Source organism: Collinsella sp. LCP19S3_B7 (assembly GCF_052121795.1).
Lineage (GTDB): Bacteria > Actinomycetota > Coriobacteriia > Coriobacteriales > Coriobacteriaceae > Collinsella.
The window spans coordinates 22,016-38,936 of record NZ_JBQKDO010000016.1 but is presented as its reverse complement, the minus strand read 5'-3'; the positions used below and the strand labels follow the sequence as shown (position 1 = coordinate 38,936).

Genomic DNA, 16,921 nt, shown 5'->3' with positions numbered 1-16,921 from the left:
CGCCCGGTCCCGTTCCGAACCCGGAAGCTAAGCCCCATCGCGCCGAGAGTACTGCGGGGCCAGCCCGTGGGAGGCCAGGGCGCCGCTGACCGGTGGACGGCACCGAGCCGTCATCGAGAATCGAGAAGGGGGAGGCCTCGCGGCCTCCCCCTTTTTCGTTTGGGCGTTGTAAGCTTAAAGCCCCTACGGCTTAATTGTCTTTTCTATTTGAAGAAAATAAAACGAATGACCAGCGCGATTGCCGCGATGGCAATGATCAAGAGCGCGATTTGGAGCCGGTGCTGTTTGCGTCGTCTGTTAGACGATATAAATATCGATTTTCCTTGCTTCGGCGTCTCTAAATAGCGGGCAGAATGCGTTAGGGTCTGCTTAGGGCGAGGCTCTCTACGTTGTTGCTTAGCGGGTGTTTGGGCCTGCTCCTGGTTGCATGCGCTGTTTTTGGATAAGGGGGCATCTTTGAGATACGCCGATTCGCTCGGGGCGACGCCCATGTGTTTGCGACGTGATTGAGATTCTTCAAGGGTTTGATAACGATTGCGAGTTACATATTCAGGCTCTGTATCGTCAATAGGCTCTTGGGAAATATGGGGACGATGGTAGCGTATGGTCTGCGGATAGGTTGATTTATCGTTCTGCATCTGATCATACGAATTGTCGGAGGCTTGATCGTCCATGATGCCCTTAGGTTGTCATTAATATTGTGTATACGCTCATTGTAAGCCCCAGCTTTGTTTAGCCAGGGCACATTTGGTATTTAAGGCACGGTTCAAAGAACCTTGAGCTCATTAAACCTTAGTCACACAGACTTAGATATGCTTATAGATAGAGACTCAAAAAACTTTATATCAAAATGTATATATAAGAAATGGATGGGCATATATTAAAGCGTCAAAAGAAGTCCCTGCCACCTAGAAGATGGCTCGGCAGTCCCTTAAAGGAGTGGTAGTCATGGCAAGCATGGTTCCTTATCGTTCGGTTTTTGGTGTTCGTCCCTCTGCTAGCTCGTTGTTCGATCTGTTTGATGATATGACCGATCTGGCAAACAACTCGATCGCCTCCAAGGCGTTTCCCGTTGATGTTGAGGACAAGGGCGACGGTTACGAGGTCAAGGCTTATTTGACCGGCGTCGCGAAGGACGACATCGACGTTGAGCTTAATGAGGGTCGTCTTTCCATTAGCGTGAATGTTGAGGAGAGCGAAGAGAATAAGGACAAGAACTACCTGCAGAAGGAGTTTTGCTCTTACAGCGCGACGCGCGGTGTGTACCTGAAGGATGCTTCGAGCGAGGGCCTTTCTGCAAAGTATGCTGACGGCATCCTTACCGTTACGGTTCCTAAGATTGTCGAGAAGAAGAACGTTACGAAGATTTTCATCGACTAACGTTATCGGCCATTAACATCGGTGCCTGAGCTAAGGGGGCTGGGAAGCGATTCCCGGCCCCCTTTTCTATTTGAGACAGCCTACTGAATATTTGAGACGGCCTACTGAATGGTCATGGGCCGATATTGCCCGGCGGGACGTATTGTGAGTTTATGTGGCCCCTCAACGCGGGTGGCGGTGCTACCAAGCTCGTTGTCGAGTGTTGCCCCAAGTGAGCTTGCGTAGCTTTTGACGGTAAGGCTTGGGCGATTGTTGTCTTGGCTAATGTGCATCGCGATAAGCTGCTCGGTGCGATCGGTTACCAGCGCGCGTGCGGCATCGGCGGCCTGATCGTTGGAGAGATGCCCTTTTGCAGACAGGATGCGCTCCTGAAGAAAGCGAGGATAGTCTCCTTGACGCAGCATGGCTACATCGTGGTTGCTTTCGAGCGCGAGAATGCGACAGTCCTTGAGCGTATCGATGGCATGCTTCGACAACTCGCCGGTGTCGGTGGCAAAGCCAACCGAATCACCCTGGGCATCAAAACGGTAGCCGACAGGATTGACGACGTCGTGCGATGTCGAATACGTTTGAATGTGGACCCCGGCAATAGAGAGGGCGTCACCTGGGTCGAATTCCTCAACAGACAGATGTGCGAGGCTTTCCTTTGATGCGAGCGTGCCCCTGCTGGAAAAGACCGGTCCGTTCCAATGTTTACACCACACCTCAAGCCCCTTAATGTGGTCGCTGTGCTCATGGGTGACAACAAGGGCGGACACGTCGTCTGCCGAAAGGCCGAGCTCAGCCATGCGTTTGAGTGTTTCGCGGCGGGACAGTCCGTCATCGACCATAATGAGCCCCTGCGGGCCCTCGATGAGTGCGCAGTTGCCTTTAGAGCCGCTGCCGAGGATATGAAGGTGCAGGCGAGACATAAGATTCCAAAGGATACAATGAGTGCTGACGAATAGAGGAGGAAGCGAATGCCAACGGTATCACAGCATTACGGACACCATGCCGTACCCGGGGCAGTCGATGAGACCCGGACGAGGCAGCAGGCTGCTCCTGTGGTGCTCATGGTATCAGGCGGTGCGGACTCGACGGCACTGCTTCTTATGGCGTGCACATCAAAGCTGGATATCCAAGATGGACGCGGCGTTGCCTCCATTGCTCGCGAGCGCCTACATGTGCTTCATGTAAACCATCACCTGCGAGGCAAGGCGTCCGACGGCGACGAGGCCTTTGTGCGCGAGCTCTGCGCACAATATGGCTTGCCGCTGTGTGTGGAGCACGCCTATTTTGATGGGGAGTCGGGCAATATCGAGGCGGCTGCGCGCGAGGTGCGTTATGCCGCGGCGCGAAGGTATGTTCGTGAGCTTTGTGCCAAGATGGGGGCGCCGAGAACGGCGGCGCGCATCTGTACTGCCCATACCTCTTCAGACCGCGCGGAAACATTTTTGATGAACGCCATTAAGGGGTCGGGCCCTGCTGGGCTCTCGAGCATTCCCCGCCGAAGGAATATTGTGGTACGCCCCTTGCTCGACCTAACTCATGGCGAGCTTGTGGGCTATCTGCAGGTGCATGGTCAGCCGTGGCGCGAGGACGAGACCAACGAAGATATCTCGTATCTGCGAAACTACGTTCGCCACCGGGTAATGCCAGTGCTGGCGCAGCGTAATGCGAGCGTGTGCAAGACGATTGGTGCCGCCTGTGAGATCTTGGGTGATGAGGATGCGTTTCTATCCCAGTTGTCGGCACAGGCGTTTCGAAGCTGCCTGCGCAAAGAGGCAGCGGGCGCGCTGGTGCTCGATGCCAGACGCCTTGCTGCGGCCGAGGTGGTAATCGCGCGGCGCATCGTGCGACTGGCGATTAAACGCATCGATCCGGACGCTCGCCCAGAGATGCGCCATGTGGAGCGAGTCCTCTCCTGTGTTGCCGAGGGTGCGGGTTCGGTTACGCTTCCGGCGGGGATTGACGCACGTGTTGAGTTTGGCATGCTGGCGTTTAAGGCACCGGCGGCTCGTGAGGGCTTGGTTGCGGACTGGATTACCATACCCGGCCGTATGTCGTTGGGCGGGGGACGTATGCTGGTCACAGAAGCGATAGCCGTTGAGCCGGGATGCGATATCGTGCGCCGCGCCCGTGAGTTTGCGGCTGCTGGGGAAGTGGCAGCTTTGGTGGACGCGGCCGCCCTGGGTTTTGCCAACAGCGATAGCGAGCGGATCTTGGCGGGCTCGCGCGGCGAGGTTCCTGCCGAGGCGCGATTGGCGCGCCTGTGGGTGGACGGTCCCGCGCCGGGAGACGTGATGTGCCCGTTAGGCATGAGTGGCCGAAGCAAGAAGGTGTCCGACTTGTTGTGCGAGGCTCGTATTCCCGTTTCCGAGCGCACCGGCGTGCCCATGGTAAGGACGGCACCGGGGGGTGTCGTGGTGTGGGTTGCCGGAGTTCGCGCGGACGAACGCTTTAAGTGCACGGCGGCGACGCGTGTGGCCTATCTGCTTCGCGTGGTTGACGCGGATTAGCCCCTCGCACCAGTTTTTCTGTGCGGCGTTGACGGTATTCCCGCGCTGATGGTGCACGGGCTGGAAAATATACCCCGTGCGCTGCTAGAATGTGTAGTTCGCGTCCATACGGCGGTGTGTGGGCGATTAAGCACGAGAAAGGGTTGTCATGGCTTCTCAACATCCGGATATCGAGAAGGTTCTGTTTACGCAGGAGGATATCGACGGTATCGTCTCTCGCCTGGGCGAGGAGATTACGCGCGACTACGCGGGTAAGGATCTGGTGCTGATTGCGGTCTTGCGCGGCGCCGTGGTCTTTATGGGCGACCTGATGCGCAAGATCGAGCTGCCGACCAATATCGATTTCATGGCCGTTTCGAGCTATGGCGACGGTGTGAAGTCCTCGGGCATCGTGCGTATCATTAAAGACCTTGATATCGATATCCGCGGTCGTGACGTGCTGATCGTTGAAGACATTCTGGACTCGGGCCTGACGCTCAAGTATCTGATGAAGAACCTTGAGAGCCGCAAGCCCGCTTCTCTGGAGGTCGCCGCCTTCCTGTGGAAGGACGTTGAGGATCGCATCTCGGCCATTACGCCCAAGTATGTTGGAACCCATTGCCCCGATGCCTTTGTGGTGGGCTACGGCCTCGACTATGCCGAGCGCTATCGTAACCTTCCGTATCTGGGCATTTTGAAACCGGAGGTTTATTCGTAAGATGCCCGACGACCGTAACGACTACAATTCCCAGACACCCCGGGACCCTAAGATTCCGGGGATGCCCGGAGGCAAGAAACCCACACGTACGGGCTGGCTGTATTTTCTTTTGGCTTGCGCACTTCTGGGCTACGCCTTCTTTAATATGGGCTCCGGCTTTGCCAGCTCCAGCAATACCGTTAAGCTCGCGACGAGCGAGATGGTGAGCGCCATCAAGCAGGATCGCGTCGAAGATCTGACCTATACGGTTCAGGACGGAAGCGTGACGGGTCATTACTGGAAGGCGAAAAAGGACAAGGGCGACACGAGTGAGCTCAAGAGCTTTTCCTCGAGCTATGTCGGCTCCGATTCGCTTGCCGAGCTCATGGCGGAGCATCCCGACACTAAGTACATCGTCAACACCAACGACCCCGATTTTTGGGGCGACTTGGCGATGAGCGTACTGCCGACGATTGCCCTGATCGCCATCATGTTCTACTTTATGCGCCAGATGATGGGCGCCAATAATAGGAACATGCAGTTTGGCAAGACCAACGCCAAGACCAACGAGGCTACGCGTCCCAAGGTCAAGTTCGAAGACGTTGCCGGCGTGGACGAGGCTGTTGAGGAGCTCGAAGAGATTCGCGATTTCTTGAGCGATCCGGACCGTTATCGCAAGCTGGGTGCCAAGATCCCGCGCGGCGTTTTGCTGGTGGGCCCTCCGGGTACCGGTAAGACGTTACTGGCCAAGGCCGTTGCCGGAGAGGCCGGTGTCCCGTTCTTTAGCATCTCGGGCTCTGACTTTGTCGAGATGTTCGTGGGCGTCGGCGCCAGCCGCGTGCGCGACCTCTTTAAGGAGGCCAAGTCTCAGGCTCCGTCGATCATCTTCATTGACGAGATCGATGCCGTGGGACGTCAGCGCGGAGCCGGTCTGGGCGGCGGTCACGACGAGCGCGAGCAGACGCTCAACCAGCTGCTGGTCGAAATGGACGGTTTTGAGGAAAGCGAATCGGTCATCCTGATCGCCGCGACCAACCGCCCCGATATTCTGGATCCGGCATTGCTGCGCCCCGGTCGTTTTGACCGCCAGGTTACGGTCGACCGCCCGGATGTGAAGGGGCGCGAGCAGATCTTGCGCGTGCATGCCGAGAACAAGCCAATGGATGAGGACGTTAAGTTTGAGAAGCTCGCCCAGATGACCGTTGGCTTTACCGGTGCCGATCTGGCAAACCTGCTCAACGAGTCCGCGCTGCTTGCCGCTCGCCGTCATCGCTCCGTGATCTCGATGGACGAGGTCGAAGAATCGATGGAGCGCGTGATTGCAGGACCGCAGCGCAAGGGGCGCGTGATGACCGAAGCCGAGCGCACCACGATTGCCTACCACGAGAGCGGTCATGCTCTGGTGGGTCACATCCTGGAGCACTCCGATCCGGTTCACAAGATTTCGATTGTCAGCCGCGGTCAGGCTCTGGGCTATACGCTGCAGCTTCCGCAGGAGGATCACTTCCTCAAGACCAAGAACGAGATGCTCGACGAGCTTGCCGTGTTCTTGGGCGGCCGCGTTGCCGAGGAGCTCATGTGCGATGACATTACATCGGGCGCGAGCAACGATCTGGAGCGCGCGACCAAGATGGCGCGCGAGATGGTTACGCGTTTGGGCATGAGCGAGGAGCTGGGCACGCAAGTGTTTGGCGAGGCGCAGCATCAGGTGTTCCTTGGTCGCGATTATGCCGATCACCAGGATTACTCCGAGGAGACGGCGCGCCGCATCGATATCGAGGTTCAGCGCATCATGCGTGAGGCCCATCGCCGTGCTGTTGAGATTTTGGATGCCCGTCGCGATCAGCTCGATCTGATGGCGAAGGTGCTGCTTGAGCGCGAGACCGTCGAAGGCGACGCCGTGAACGCCCTGCTCGACAACGATTGGGATGCCTACCTTGAGCGCGAGGGCGACATTCTGGCAGCCAAGGAGGAGCGCAACGCCAAGGCGGGCGGCGTGCCGACCAAAAAGCGCACGCCTCGTATGAGCGAGGAGGAGCTGGCAGCTGATGCCGCAGCTTTTGCGCAGGCGGCCATGCAGGAGGATGCCGAAGTCGCATCCGATAGCGCTGACGATGTCGAGGCTGCTGACACAAAAAAGGCCGATGGCGACACCGAGGCCGACGAGTAGTCTTTGTCGCGAGAGCCTCCGCGGGGAAACCTGCGGAGGCTTTTTTGAGCGATATGGGGCCATCTGTTGATTGGGGACAGACTTAAATGAGCGTTTTCACGCATTTAAGTCTGTCCCCAATTAACATTGCTGCGGTACTTTGCTTGACTAAAGCGTACAATACCGCCTATGCGAAAGGGGAACAGATGATCAACGAAACCATGTTTGCTCGCGGCGCGGAAAGCTCTATCATCCGCGAGATCTTTAGCTATGGACTTGAACGCAAGGCACAGATCGGTGCGGAGAACGTATTCGATTTTTCGCTGGGCAACCCGAGTGTTCCGGCGCCCGCTGCCGTGGCGGAGTCCATCAAAAAGGCCTTGGAGCTGCCGAGCGACCAACTGCACGGATACACGCCCGCACCAGGCCTGCCGCAATGTCGTGTCGCTGTGGCCGAGTCGCTTAACCGTCGTTTTGGCACGAGCTATGAGGGTAAAGATGTCTTTATGACCGTGGGTGCGGCGGCTTCGCTCACCTGCACGCTCAACGCTGTTACCAATCCCGGTGACGAGGTCATTGTTATCGCCCCGTACTTTCCGGAGTACCGCGTGTGGATTGAGAAGGCCGGCTGTACGTGTGTCGAGGCACCCGCCGATGAAGACACGTTCCAGCTGAGCGTGGGCAACGTGCTCAAGGCGATTACTGATAAGACGGCGGCCGTCATTATCGACTCGCCCAACAACCCGACCGGTGCCGTATATACGCGCGACACGCTGACGCGACTGGCCAATGTTCTGCGCGAGGTCAATGCCAAGCGTGATCCCGAGAATCCGATTATGCTCATCTCGGATGAGCCGTACCGCGAGATCGTGTACGGTGCCGAGGTGCCCTGGGTACCCTCAATCTACGAGAACACCGTCGTGTGCTATTCGTATTCCAAGTCGCTGTCGCTGCCGGGTGAGCGTGTGGGTTGGATTTTGGTTCCCAACACCAATCCGCAGGCTGCTCGCCTTATGCCGGCCGTCGCCGGTGCCGCCCGTACACTGGGTTTTGTGTGCGCACCGGCGCTCTTCCAGCGCGTGATTATCGATTGCATCGATGAGCCGAGTGATGTCGAAGCCTATGCTCGCAACCGAACGGCGCTCACCGACGCATTGGCGGAGTACGGCTACACCTACGTTGAGCCGGACGGCGCTTTCTATCTGTGGGTGAAGGCGCTCGAGCCCGACGCAAACGCTTTTTGCGAGCGTGCAAAGAAGTACGAGTTGCTCGCGGTGCCTTCGGATAGCTTTGGCATGCCGGGTTGGTTCCGCTTGGGTTATTGCGTGAGTTACGAAACGATTATCAATTCGCTACCCGCTTGGAAACAGTTGGCGGACGAGTATCGTTAAAAGCAGAGCGCTCTGCCTACAATGTTTTACGTGAAACGGGGTTTGGTGTTAAACCGGACCCCGTTGTCATGGACGTTGTGTCTTTGGGATGGAGCGGTTTTACGACTATCGAAGGCTATGCGTACAATGAATATACGCGACGGCCATACCAGATAAGGAGACCTGATGCCCTACCTGCTTTCCTGTGACATTCATACCCATACGATGTTCTCTGCGCATGCATATTCGACCATTGAGGAGAATGTGTACTGGGCGGCAGAGCGTGGCCTGCAGGTGCTTGGATCTGCCGACCATCTGAGCTCTATGGTTACGGCTTGCCCCAATGACCTGCGCAGTTACCAGTTCTTTATCAACCAGGATATATGGCCGCGCATTTGGAGCGGCGTGTTGGTGCTGCGTGGCGCCGAGGCCGATATCGTTTCGCTGGACGGAAGTCTGTTTGGTGAGGACACTCCTGTCACGCTCGATATTGCCGGCGATTCGTACAGCCGTCAGCATTCGCTGTTCGATCGGGTTACGCGTAATTTGGATTATTTGGTTGCAAGCGTGCATAATCCGCAGTTCGCTGAAGGCGCGACGCTGGCCCAGACGACCGAGATGTATATCAATGCTCTGGAGCACCCCAAGGTGTTTATGCTGGGGCATACGGGTCGATCGGGCGTGCCGTTCGATATCGACGAGGTGTTGCTTGCTGCTAAGGCTAAGCATAAGATCATCGAGATCAACAATCACAGTCTTGAGCATGGCGCGGATGCCGAGCATTGGGACGTGTGCCGCAGAATCGCCGAGCGGTGCGCCGAGCTGGGCGTGGGAATTGGCGTCTCGACCGATGCGCACATTGGTATGGCAATTGGTAAGCTCGACCAAGCGCGCAAGATGCTCGACGAGATTCACTTTCCGCTGGATTTGATCGTGACGCGCGACCGCGAGACGCTACTGCGCGAGATGGCGGCAGCCGGCGTGTGTGACCTGCGCAAGAGGATGTAGCGGAGTTCATAAACCAAGTAAGGGGGCGGTCCAGACGGGTCGCCCCCTTCTTGTACCGGTGGATTAGCGGCGCTCGAGGACCGCTACAGTTTCGGTGTGGTCGGTATGGGGGAACATGTCGACGGGCGTGATCTTGAGCAGGCGATAACCACCGTCGAGGAGCTGGTGCAGGTCACGCTCTTGGGTCACGGGATTGCAGCTGATATAGGTGATGCGGCGAGGTCTAAGCGCGCAGGCGGCTTCGAGGAACTCGGGGGTAGAGCCGGCACGCGGCGGATCGATGGAAAGGACGTCGATGCGCTCGTTGTTGTCGGCGGCATCTGGGATGTAGTCGGTGGCATCGTCGGCCATAAACCAGGCGCTGCGGGTAAGACCGTTGAGCTCGGCGTTGCGGCGTGCGTCGGCAATGCCCGCCGGGTTGCGCTCCACGCCAAGTAACATGATGCCGATGCCCTTGTTCTGAGCTTCTTTAGCTGCGCAAAGACCGATGGTGCCGCTGCCGCAGTAGGCATCCATGAGAATATCGCCCTGGTGCAGATCCATGCCGTCGATAGCGAGCTGGTAGAGCAGCTCGGTCTGCTGCGGGTTGGTCTGGTAGAACGCGGTGGGGGAGATATCGAACTCGCAGCCGAGTAGCTGGTCGCGCATGCATTCAGCGCCATACACGATGTGGGTTTCCTCACCCAGGATGGCGTTACCAGGGCGTCCGTTGATGTTTTGGGCGACGGTGACGATACGCGGATCGAGTGCGGCGATGGCCTCAAAGAATTCCTGCGCATGCGGCAGGTCGCGCTGGGCGGTAACGAGGGTGATCATGATCTGGTTGGTGCGCCAGCCGCAGCGAACGACGGCATAGCGAAGCAGGCCCAGATGCTTGTCCTCGTTAAAGGCGGGAATGTGCAGGCGCTCGGCCTCACGCGCAATGCCGTTAAGAATCTGACGGGCTCCCGGTGCCTCGACGGGGCATTCGGGAACAGCGACGATTCTGTGCGTGCCGCGCTCAAAAAAGCCGCAGCGGACAGCGCTCCCTTTGCCGGGGGCAAAGGGAGTGGCGGCCTTATGGCGAAAACCACGCGGCGCAGGATATTTGCCCGGGTCGCCCAGAGTAACGTCCATACCGCGAATGGGATCGACGGTTATGCCCTCACGCTCGCAAAGAGCAGCAAAAAGTTCATCCATAGCAGCCTGCTTGGCCGCCAGCTGCTTCTTATAAGGCCTGTTGAGCGCCGTGCATCCACCGCAAGCTTTCATGATGGAACAGGGCGACTTGGGATCAACGGCCTTATGAGCGGAACGGGACGACTCATTATGCGAGCGCTTGGAACGAGCTTGAGGCGCCTTATCCTCGCCCCGACGAGGGCTGGGACGCTTGGCCTTAGCCTTGCCTTTGGCTGGCCTGCCCTTCGCATCCTGAGACGACTTGGATTTCTTGGAAGATTTTTTCTCCTCCGACCCCTCAGCCGCCTCGATCAAAGCACGACGAGCCTTACGCTCCGCACGAGATTCTGCCATGAAGTAACCCCACTAATTTATAAATTGAAATCTGAAAGCATTGTACCGTGCCAAGCTAGCAGACGATATACAAGCGTCCACTTCACGTTAGTGATAAGTCCAACGACGTTTGCCCGGCGCGGGCGGGGAGCGGCGCGTAATTAAGTTTATCGCGAGTTCCGCACGCAAAGGAAAGCACTTAATGTGCTTTCCGTCTTGCGCAGGACTGTAGAGCAGGAAACTTAATTACGCGCCGCTCCCCGCCCGCGCCGGGCAACTTCTCCCTTGTACTCTATCAAGGTAAAGTGTATGATTCTGGGCGTTACATGAATCACTTTACTTAACTAAAGTGCCATCAAGGGGGAATACCATGAATACCGATATGTCTCGTCGTCAGTTTGTTGGTCTAGCCGGCTCGCTCGCCATGGTGCTTGGCCTTGGTCTTGTCGGCTGCGGCGGTGGTGCCGACAAGGGTTCCACTGCCGGCTCTGCTGCGGCAAAGGACGCCAAGGGCGCTGTGGAGTCTAAGAAGCTCGTGGTGGGCTTTGACAAGTCCTATCCTCCGTATGGCTTTGTGGGCGACGATGGCGAGTACACCGGCTTTGATCTCGATTTGGCCAAGGCAGTTGCCGATAAGCAGGGCTGGGAGGTCAAGTACGAGGCCATCGACTGGGACGCCAAGGATACGCTGCTCAACTCGGGCGCCATCAACTGCATCTGGAACGGCTTTACCATGGAGGGCCGCGAGGACGACTACACGTTCTCCGAGCCGTACATGCTCAATGAGCAGGTGCTGGTGGTCAAGAAGGATGCGGGCATCAAGAGTTGGGACGACCTTGCCGGCAAGACCGTGATTACCCAGACCGATTCTGCCGCGCAGGATGTGCTAGAGGGTGACCAGAAGGATCTGGCGGCGACGTTTGCCACGCTCGATACCATCGGCGAGTACAACACGGCTTTTATGCAGCTCGAGAGCGGCGCGGTCGATGCGGTGGCTTGCGACCTTTCGATCGCCCAGTATCAGCTTGCCGCCAAGCCCGATGCCTATACGCAACTTGACAAGCCGCTGTCCAGCGAGCACTACGCCGTTGGCTTTAAAAAGGGCGACACCAAGTCGGCCGACGCCGTGACCGAGTCGCTTAAGGCGCTCTATGAGGACGGTACAGTCAAGGACCTGTGCGACAAGTATGCGAGCTACGGTCTATCCTTCGACAACTGGGTTTTGAAATAGCCACAGCACCCAACCTTGCGGCTCCAACCCTCCTCGCGTACCAAAGTACGCTTCGTCGGGCTTGTCGCTCGCAATCTTGGGCACTGTGCCTATTTCAATTAACACCTGCTGTTCTGTTGCTGTGAAAGAGAGCTTGGGTTGTCTATTCAGGTCATGATGCAGATGCTTGGCCAGGGTTTCTTGGTCAGTTTGCAGTTGTTTGTGCTCACGCTGTTGGGCTCGATTCCCTTGGGAATTCCCGTGGCGTTTATGCGCATGAGCAAAATCGCGCCGCTGCGTTGGATTGCGCGCATCTACATTTCGGTCATGCGCGGTACACCGCTCATGCTGCAGATGTTTGCCATCTACTTTGCTCCGTATTATGTCTTTGGTATTTCGCTCACGCCCGATTCCAAGTGGACAGCGTGCGTCGTGGCATTCATCATCAACTATGCCGGCTACTTTGCCGAGATCTATCGCTCGGGTTTGCAGTCTATCCCGCGTGGTCAATATGAGGCCGCCGAGGTGCTGGGCTATTCACGCCTGCAGACGTTTTTGTACATTGTGATGCCGCAGGTCGCCAAGCGCATTTTGCCGGCGATGGGCAACGAGATCATCACGCTGGTCAAGGACACGTCGCTGGCGTTTGCCATCGGCGTGGGGGAGATGTTCTCGACGGCCAAGGCACTGGTTGCCTCTCAAGTGAGCATGGTGCCGTTTGCGATTGCGGCACTGATCTACTGGGTCTTTAACTTTGTGGTCGAGATGCTGCTGGGCGCCGCCGAAAAGCGACTTGACTACTACCACGACTAGCCTGTTCCGTCGTGCTTTTCAACACATGGAGGTTCCCGTGTCCGGAACGGTAATGAATATAACGAGCGCGCGCAAGGCGTTTGGTGGCAATGAGGTGCTCAAGGATATCTCGCTCGAGGTAAAGCGCGGCGAGGTCGTGGCGATTATCGGACCTTCGGGCGGCGGTAAGTCAACGCTGTTGCGCTGCGCCACGCTGCTCGAGACGCTTGACGGCGGCTCGCTTTCGTTTGGTGATCTAGCCGTTGCGACGGATGCGGGATCGGGTACGGTGTATGCGAAAGGCGATGTGCCCAAGCAGGCGCGCTCGCGCTTTGGCCTGGTGTTTCAGAACTACAATTTGTTCCCGCACTATACCGTGATGAAAAACATTACCGACGCTCCGATCCGCGTGCTCAAGCGCCCGCGCGAGCAGGTCGAAGCACGCGCGCGTGAGTTGATCGCGCAGATGGGGCTTACGGGCAACGAGAACAAGGTGCCATGCGAGCTTTCGGGCGGTCAGCAGCAACGTGTGAGTGTTGCGCGCGCCTTGGCGCTCGATCCAGAGATCTTGTTCTTCGATGAGCCGACCTCGGCACTCGATCCCGAGCTAACGGCCGAGGTGCTGCGTGTTATTAAAGACCTTGCCGCGCAGAATATGACGATGGTGATCGTGACCCATGCGATGCAGTTTGCGCGCGATGTTGCCGATCGCGTGGTCTTTATGGACGGCGGTCGCATTGTAGAGGAGGGTCCTGCCGAGCAGGTTATCGGCCATCCGCGCGAACGGCGCACGCGCGAGTTCCTGAGCCGTATCGAGGGCTAGGCTCAAGTAGACATTGAGGCGAAGCCGCTGCAGGTCTTATGGCCTGTGGCGGTTTTTATTTGCGCCGATGGGGCTTAATAACCGCCTCAGGCGTTTGCCCCCTCCTCTCGCCGTCCGTATTCATACGTGCGCCGAAAGGTGTGCATGGACAGTCGCCCGCGAGGGTAGGGTGGTGGCATAGGACATTTGGAGGGTGAGCCGGATCGGCTGCCGACCATGCTGCTCCCGGGACGGCATCGACCGCGAACTCTCCCCGTTGGCGTCGCGCATTGCGCGCGGCCCTGCAAGGAGGTCATCATGGGTGCTCCCAAGACCGGTAACGTAAGGAACGTGGTGCTCGTAGGCCAAGGTGGGGTGGGCAAGACTTCACTCGCCGAGGCCATGCTCCACCTTTCCGGCAAGACCGCCCGCCTGGGCGGCCACGACGGCACCAAGCCCACGCTCGACTATGACCCCGAAGAGGTCAAGCGTGCGTTTTCCATCTCGACGACCATTGCGCCGATCGACTGGAAGGGTGCGCGCATTAATGTGCTCGATGCCCCGTGCTACCCCGATTTTATCGGCGACGCCTTTGCCGCGATGAGCGTCTGCGAGACGGCTCTGTTTGTGGTCGACGCTGAGGCCGGCCCGCAGCCTACGACGGTTAAGCTCTGGTATGCCGCCGAGGACCTGCGTCTGGCGCGTGCGGTGTTCGTAAACCGCCTGTCGCGCTCCGAGGCCAGCTTTGCGACCACGATGGACCTGCTGCAGGAGCGCTTTGGCACGCGCCTGGGCGCCGTGACCCTTCCCTGGGGCGAGGGCGAGGACTTTGACGGTATCATCGACCTGGTGCGCATGAAGGCGCGCCATTGCAACGGCGCCGAAGCCGTTGAGTCGGAGATTCCCGAGGAGTATCGTGCCCAGGCCGAGGAGGCCCATGACCATCTGTGCGAGCTGGTGTCCGAGGCTGACGACGAACTGATGATGAAGTACTTGGAAGGCGAGGAGACGCTGACGCAGGAGGAGCTTGAAGGCCTGCTGTCGAAGGCGATCGCCGAGCGCATCTTTGTGCCGGTCTTTGCGGGCGATTGCATTAAGGAGCAGGGCGTCAACTCGCTGATGGACGACATCGCCACGTACTTCCCGGCGCCGACGGACTACGGCGAGATGCCGCTCATCGACGGTGATTCGCTCAAGATTTCGAGCGATGATGACCGCCCGGTGGCGTTTGTGTTTAAGACCCTGGCCGATCCTCAGCAGGGTCGCATCAGCTTCATCAAGGTGCTGACGGGTACGCTTGAGCCGGGCCTTGAGCTGATCAACGCGCGCACCCGCAAGAGCGATCGTCTGGCTCACCTGTATGTGATGTGCGGCCGCGACATGACCGAGGTCGGTCACGCCTATGCCGGCGATATCATCGTGGCGCCCAAGCTGGCGGCCGAGACGGGCGATACGCTCTCGATTACCGGCAAGGTCGAGGCTGCGGCGTTTAAGTTCCCCAACTCGCAGTACCGCATCGCCATCGAGGCCGAGAATCGCGGCGACGAAGAGAAGCTCTACACGTTTATCGAGAAGGCATGCAAGGCCGATCCGACCATGAGCATCGACCGCGACGAGGAGACCGGCCAGACCATCATTTCGGCGGTGGGCGAGGCGCAGGTTTCGGTCCTGCTCAATCGTCTTGAGGACCGTACCAAGGTCGCGGCCAAGAGCGTGCCGATTCGCATCCCGTATCGCGAGACCATTCGCCGCACGGCAACTGCCCAGGGCCGCCACAAGAAGCAGACCGGCGGCGCGGGACAGTATGGTGACTGCTGGCTGCGCGTAGAGCCGCTCATTGGGCCCGACGGTACGAGCGACGGCTATGAGTTTGTGGACGAGGTCGTAGGCGGCCGCATTCCGCGCTCGCTGATCCCTGCCGTGGACAAGGGCGTTCAGGAGACCATGAAGGACGGCATCATTGCCGGCTACCCGCTTACGGGCATTCGCGTGGCTGTGTACGACGGCTCGTATCACAGCGTCGACTCCAACGAGATGGCGTTCCGCGCGGCGGCTCGCATCGGCCTGCGCAAGGCATGCGCCGACGCCGACCCGGTGGTGCTGGAGCCCATCGAGGAAATCACGGTGACTATTCCCGAGAGCTACGCCGGCGCCGTGATGGGCGACATCTCGGCCTCGCGCGGTCGCGTGACGGGTATGGAGACCGATGAGCGCGGAGACACCGTGGTCATCGCTCAGGCGCCTCTCGCCGAGCTGACGGATTACTCGACGCGTCTGCGCTCCATCACGCGCGGCACGGGCGACTTTACCATGAAGCCTGCGGGCTATGAGCAGGTGCCTTATGACGTTCAGGCCAAGCTGGTCGAGCGCTATGAGGAGGGCCGTGCCAAGTAGCGTTGGGCGTTGCCTGTAACATACATGCCGATGCAAGGGCCGCTCTGGGCAATCCGGGGCGGCCCTTTTTGATCCCTGGGGGATGGAGGAAAACGGTTCATTTTAAGTTTTGGGGCAGCTTGGCCGGCCCTAGTCTCCCGAGGCCTGGTTGCGGCCGGTAGCGTAGTCGATCTGCACATGCGGCTGCAGGTTGTAGCAGTACACGTGGAAGCACAGGGTCTTGCCGTGGTCCTCGACCGTTTGCGCCTCAAGACGCACGCCACGGCAGACGAGTTCCTCTTCGTTGTACATGGGCGTGACACGGTAGAGCACATGGTTGCCCGTCTCGCGGATGTAGCCGAGAATCTGCTCCTCAAATGGCAGCATACCCGTTTCGTTGAGATAACGCGTGCCGGTGAGGAGATTCTTGCGGTTAGCGTTTTCGCCGCAGAGCGACCAGGCGATGAGGTGACAGCGATTGTAGAGGCTCTGGCCCGGAATAAAGTCGTAGCGCTGCTGGCGCCATCCGGCGGGATGGATACGCGAGATATCGCCGCGCTCGCCTTGACCGAGCGATTCGGGGCCCACGCAAGCGAGCGCTTTGCGGGTGCGGCCCAGGCTGTCGAGCTTGGAGAACTTCTTAAAGCAACCTTCTTCTGTAGCGCGCTCGTATTCATCGAGCGTGAATGATGGTGTGCCCAACGGGTGCGTGCTGTCGGCGCGAAGGGCAACGTAGGGGTTGCCGGCGTAGTCGGGAATACTGCTGAGATAAACACCGCGGGCGCGGGCGAGATCGGGGTTTTCCACCTCGTCGATGGGGGTGGCGTTCGAAGAGACATCGTCAACGGTGCCGGTCGTGGTGGATTCGGAGCCATCGCCGGTGCTTTGGCCGCCTTCGGAATCCGTGGAGCTTGCCGTTCCCGATTCGAGGCGGGCGACCAAGTCTTCCTCGTCGTCAGTGCGGCTGGGGCTCTCGCTTTGCTTCTCGGCCAGAGCTGACGCCTGCTCATCGCTTTGCGGCGAGAGCAGTCTGGGCGCCCCGTCGAGTGATCCCGTGAACAGCGCAAATCCCAGCACCACGGCGGTGCCGATGGAAAGTACTTGCTTGTAGGCGGACTTGCGCGACATGGGGGCTCCTGGTTAGTCGGTTGCGAATCTACCAGTCTAGCAGG

At 58.6% G+C, this 16,921-nt stretch carries 14 protein-coding genes and 1 rRNA gene; 11 read left to right on the top strand and 4 right to left on the bottom strand.

Features of this window, described 5'->3' with window-relative positions; all coding sequences use genetic code 11:
* Window positions 1–91: ribosomal RNA gene (rrf, locus tag ACTQW0_RS07295) — 5S ribosomal RNA — on the top strand; the annotation flags it as partial.
* Between the two features lie 112 nt (window positions 92–203).
* Here the strand turns inward: rrf and ACTQW0_RS07290 are convergent.
* Window positions 204–674, bottom strand: coding sequence for a hypothetical protein (locus ACTQW0_RS07290; protein WP_441057879.1), 471 nt, complete (start codon window positions 672–674; stop codon window positions 204–206).
* A 274-nt stretch (window positions 675–948) separates the two neighbouring features.
* Here ACTQW0_RS07290 and ACTQW0_RS07285 point away from each other — a divergent pair, with 274 nt between their 5' ends.
* On the top strand, window positions 949–1,380 hold the full coding sequence (locus ACTQW0_RS07285) for an Hsp20 family protein (RefSeq protein WP_427728790.1): 432 nt from the start codon (window positions 949–951) through the stop codon (window positions 1,378–1,380).
* A 101-nt stretch (window positions 1,381–1,481) separates the two neighbouring features.
* Here ACTQW0_RS07285 and ACTQW0_RS07280 read toward each other — a convergent pair whose 3' ends face one another.
* Complete coding sequence (locus tag ACTQW0_RS07280; RefSeq protein WP_154517751.1) at window positions 1,482–2,291, bottom strand: MBL fold metallo-hydrolase; 810 nt, start codon at window positions 2,289–2,291, stop codon at window positions 1,482–1,484.
* Window positions 2,292–2,339: 48 nt separating this feature from the next.
* On the opposite strand from ACTQW0_RS07280, the gene tilS reads away from it, so the two are divergent.
* The 5 genes from tilS to ACTQW0_RS07255 all read left to right on the top strand — a co-directional run bounded on the left by tilS (window position 2,340) and on the right by ACTQW0_RS07255 (window position 9,081).
* Window positions 2,340–3,878 (top strand): tRNA lysidine(34) synthetase TilS, encoded by a 1,539-nt coding sequence (gene tilS, locus ACTQW0_RS07275; protein WP_441567561.1) that lies wholly within the window; start codon window positions 2,340–2,342, stop codon window positions 3,876–3,878.
* 148 nt (window positions 3,879–4,026) lie between these two features.
* A complete protein-coding gene (gene hpt, locus ACTQW0_RS07270; protein WP_154517754.1) occupies window positions 4,027–4,575 on the top strand; it encodes a hypoxanthine phosphoribosyltransferase in 549 nt (182 codons plus the stop codon).
* Between the two features lies 1 nt (window position 4,576).
* Entirely contained in the window at window positions 4,577–6,724 is a 2,148-nt protein-coding gene (ftsH, locus tag ACTQW0_RS07265; RefSeq protein WP_441016580.1) for an ATP-dependent zinc metalloprotease FtsH, read from the top strand.
* A gap of 185 nt (window positions 6,725–6,909) precedes the next feature.
* Entirely contained in the window at window positions 6,910–8,094 is a 1,185-nt protein-coding gene (locus tag ACTQW0_RS07260; protein ID WP_154517761.1) for a pyridoxal phosphate-dependent aminotransferase, read from the top strand.
* Window positions 8,095–8,259: 165 nt separating this feature from the next.
* On the top strand, window positions 8,260–9,081 hold the full coding sequence (locus ACTQW0_RS07255; RefSeq protein ID WP_441567559.1) for a phosphatase: 822 nt from the start codon (window positions 8,260–8,262) through the stop codon (window positions 9,079–9,081).
* A gap of 63 nt (window positions 9,082–9,144) precedes the next feature.
* Here the strand turns inward: ACTQW0_RS07255 and rlmD are convergent, their stop codons facing one another.
* Window positions 9,145–10,593, bottom strand: coding sequence for a 23S rRNA (uracil(1939)-C(5))-methyltransferase RlmD (gene rlmD / locus ACTQW0_RS07250; RefSeq protein WP_441567557.1), 1,449 nt, complete (start codon window positions 10,591–10,593; stop codon window positions 9,145–9,147).
* Window positions 10,594–10,942: 349 nt separating this feature from the next.
* Between rlmD and ACTQW0_RS07245 the strand changes: the two genes are divergently transcribed.
* From ACTQW0_RS07245 to ACTQW0_RS07230, 4 genes are all read left to right on the top strand, one after another.
* Complete coding sequence (locus tag ACTQW0_RS07245) at window positions 10,943–11,803, top strand: transporter substrate-binding domain-containing protein (protein WP_441567555.1); 861 nt, start codon at window positions 10,943–10,945, stop codon at window positions 11,801–11,803.
* Between the two features lie 138 nt (window positions 11,804–11,941).
* Window positions 11,942–12,595, top strand: a complete 654-nt coding sequence (locus ACTQW0_RS07240; RefSeq protein WP_233502679.1) for an amino acid ABC transporter permease — start codon at window positions 11,942–11,944, stop codon at window positions 12,593–12,595.
* A 52-nt stretch (window positions 12,596–12,647) separates the two neighbouring features.
* Window positions 12,648–13,397 (top strand): amino acid ABC transporter ATP-binding protein, encoded by a 750-nt coding sequence (locus tag ACTQW0_RS07235; protein WP_441567553.1) that lies wholly within the window; start codon window positions 12,648–12,650, stop codon window positions 13,395–13,397.
* A gap of 297 nt (window positions 13,398–13,694) precedes the next feature.
* Window positions 13,695–15,770 (top strand): elongation factor G, encoded by a 2,076-nt coding sequence (locus ACTQW0_RS07230; RefSeq protein WP_154517778.1) that lies wholly within the window; start codon window positions 13,695–13,697, stop codon window positions 15,768–15,770.
* Between the two features lie 129 nt (window positions 15,771–15,899).
* On the opposite strand, the gene ACTQW0_RS07225 is transcribed toward ACTQW0_RS07230, so the two are convergent.
* Complete coding sequence (locus ACTQW0_RS07225) at window positions 15,900–16,877, bottom strand: DNA/RNA non-specific endonuclease (RefSeq protein WP_441567551.1); 978 nt, start codon at window positions 16,875–16,877, stop codon at window positions 15,900–15,902.
* Window positions 16,878–16,921 lie beyond the last annotated feature (44 nt).

Excerpts from the sequence above, each read along its gene's own strand:
- ACTQW0_RS07290 (WP_441057879.1), bottom strand. The coding sequence starts at position 674 with ATGGACGATCAAGCCTCCGACAATTCGTATGATCAGATGCAGAACGAT.
- ACTQW0_RS07285 (WP_427728790.1), top strand. The coding sequence starts at position 949 with ATGGCAAGCATGGTTCCTTATCGTTCGGTTTTTGGTGTTCGTCCCTCT.
- ACTQW0_RS07280 (WP_154517751.1), bottom strand. The coding sequence starts at position 2,291 with ATGTCTCGCCTGCACCTTCATATCCTCGGCAGCGGCTCTAAAGGCAAC.
- tilS (WP_441567561.1), top strand. The coding sequence starts at position 2,340 with ATGCCAACGGTATCACAGCATTACGGACACCATGCCGTACCCGGGGCA.
- hpt (WP_154517754.1), top strand. The coding sequence starts at position 4,027 with ATGGCTTCTCAACATCCGGATATCGAGAAGGTTCTGTTTACGCAGGAG.
- ftsH (WP_441016580.1), top strand. The coding sequence starts at position 4,577 with ATGCCCGACGACCGTAACGACTACAATTCCCAGACACCCCGGGACCCT.
- ACTQW0_RS07260 (WP_154517761.1), top strand. The coding sequence starts at position 6,910 with ATGATCAACGAAACCATGTTTGCTCGCGGCGCGGAAAGCTCTATCATC.
- ACTQW0_RS07255 (WP_441567559.1), top strand. The coding sequence starts at position 8,260 with ATGCCCTACCTGCTTTCCTGTGACATTCATACCCATACGATGTTCTCT.
- rlmD (WP_441567557.1), bottom strand. The coding sequence starts at position 10,593 with ATGGCAGAATCTCGTGCGGAGCGTAAGGCTCGTCGTGCTTTGATCGAG.
- ACTQW0_RS07245 (WP_441567555.1), top strand. The coding sequence starts at position 10,943 with ATGAATACCGATATGTCTCGTCGTCAGTTTGTTGGTCTAGCCGGCTCG.
- ACTQW0_RS07235 (WP_441567553.1), top strand. The coding sequence starts at position 12,648 with ATGAATATAACGAGCGCGCGCAAGGCGTTTGGTGGCAATGAGGTGCTC.
- ACTQW0_RS07230 (WP_154517778.1), top strand. The coding sequence starts at position 13,695 with ATGGGTGCTCCCAAGACCGGTAACGTAAGGAACGTGGTGCTCGTAGGC.
- ACTQW0_RS07225 (WP_441567551.1), bottom strand. The coding sequence starts at position 16,877 with ATGTCGCGCAAGTCCGCCTACAAGCAAGTACTTTCCATCGGCACCGCC.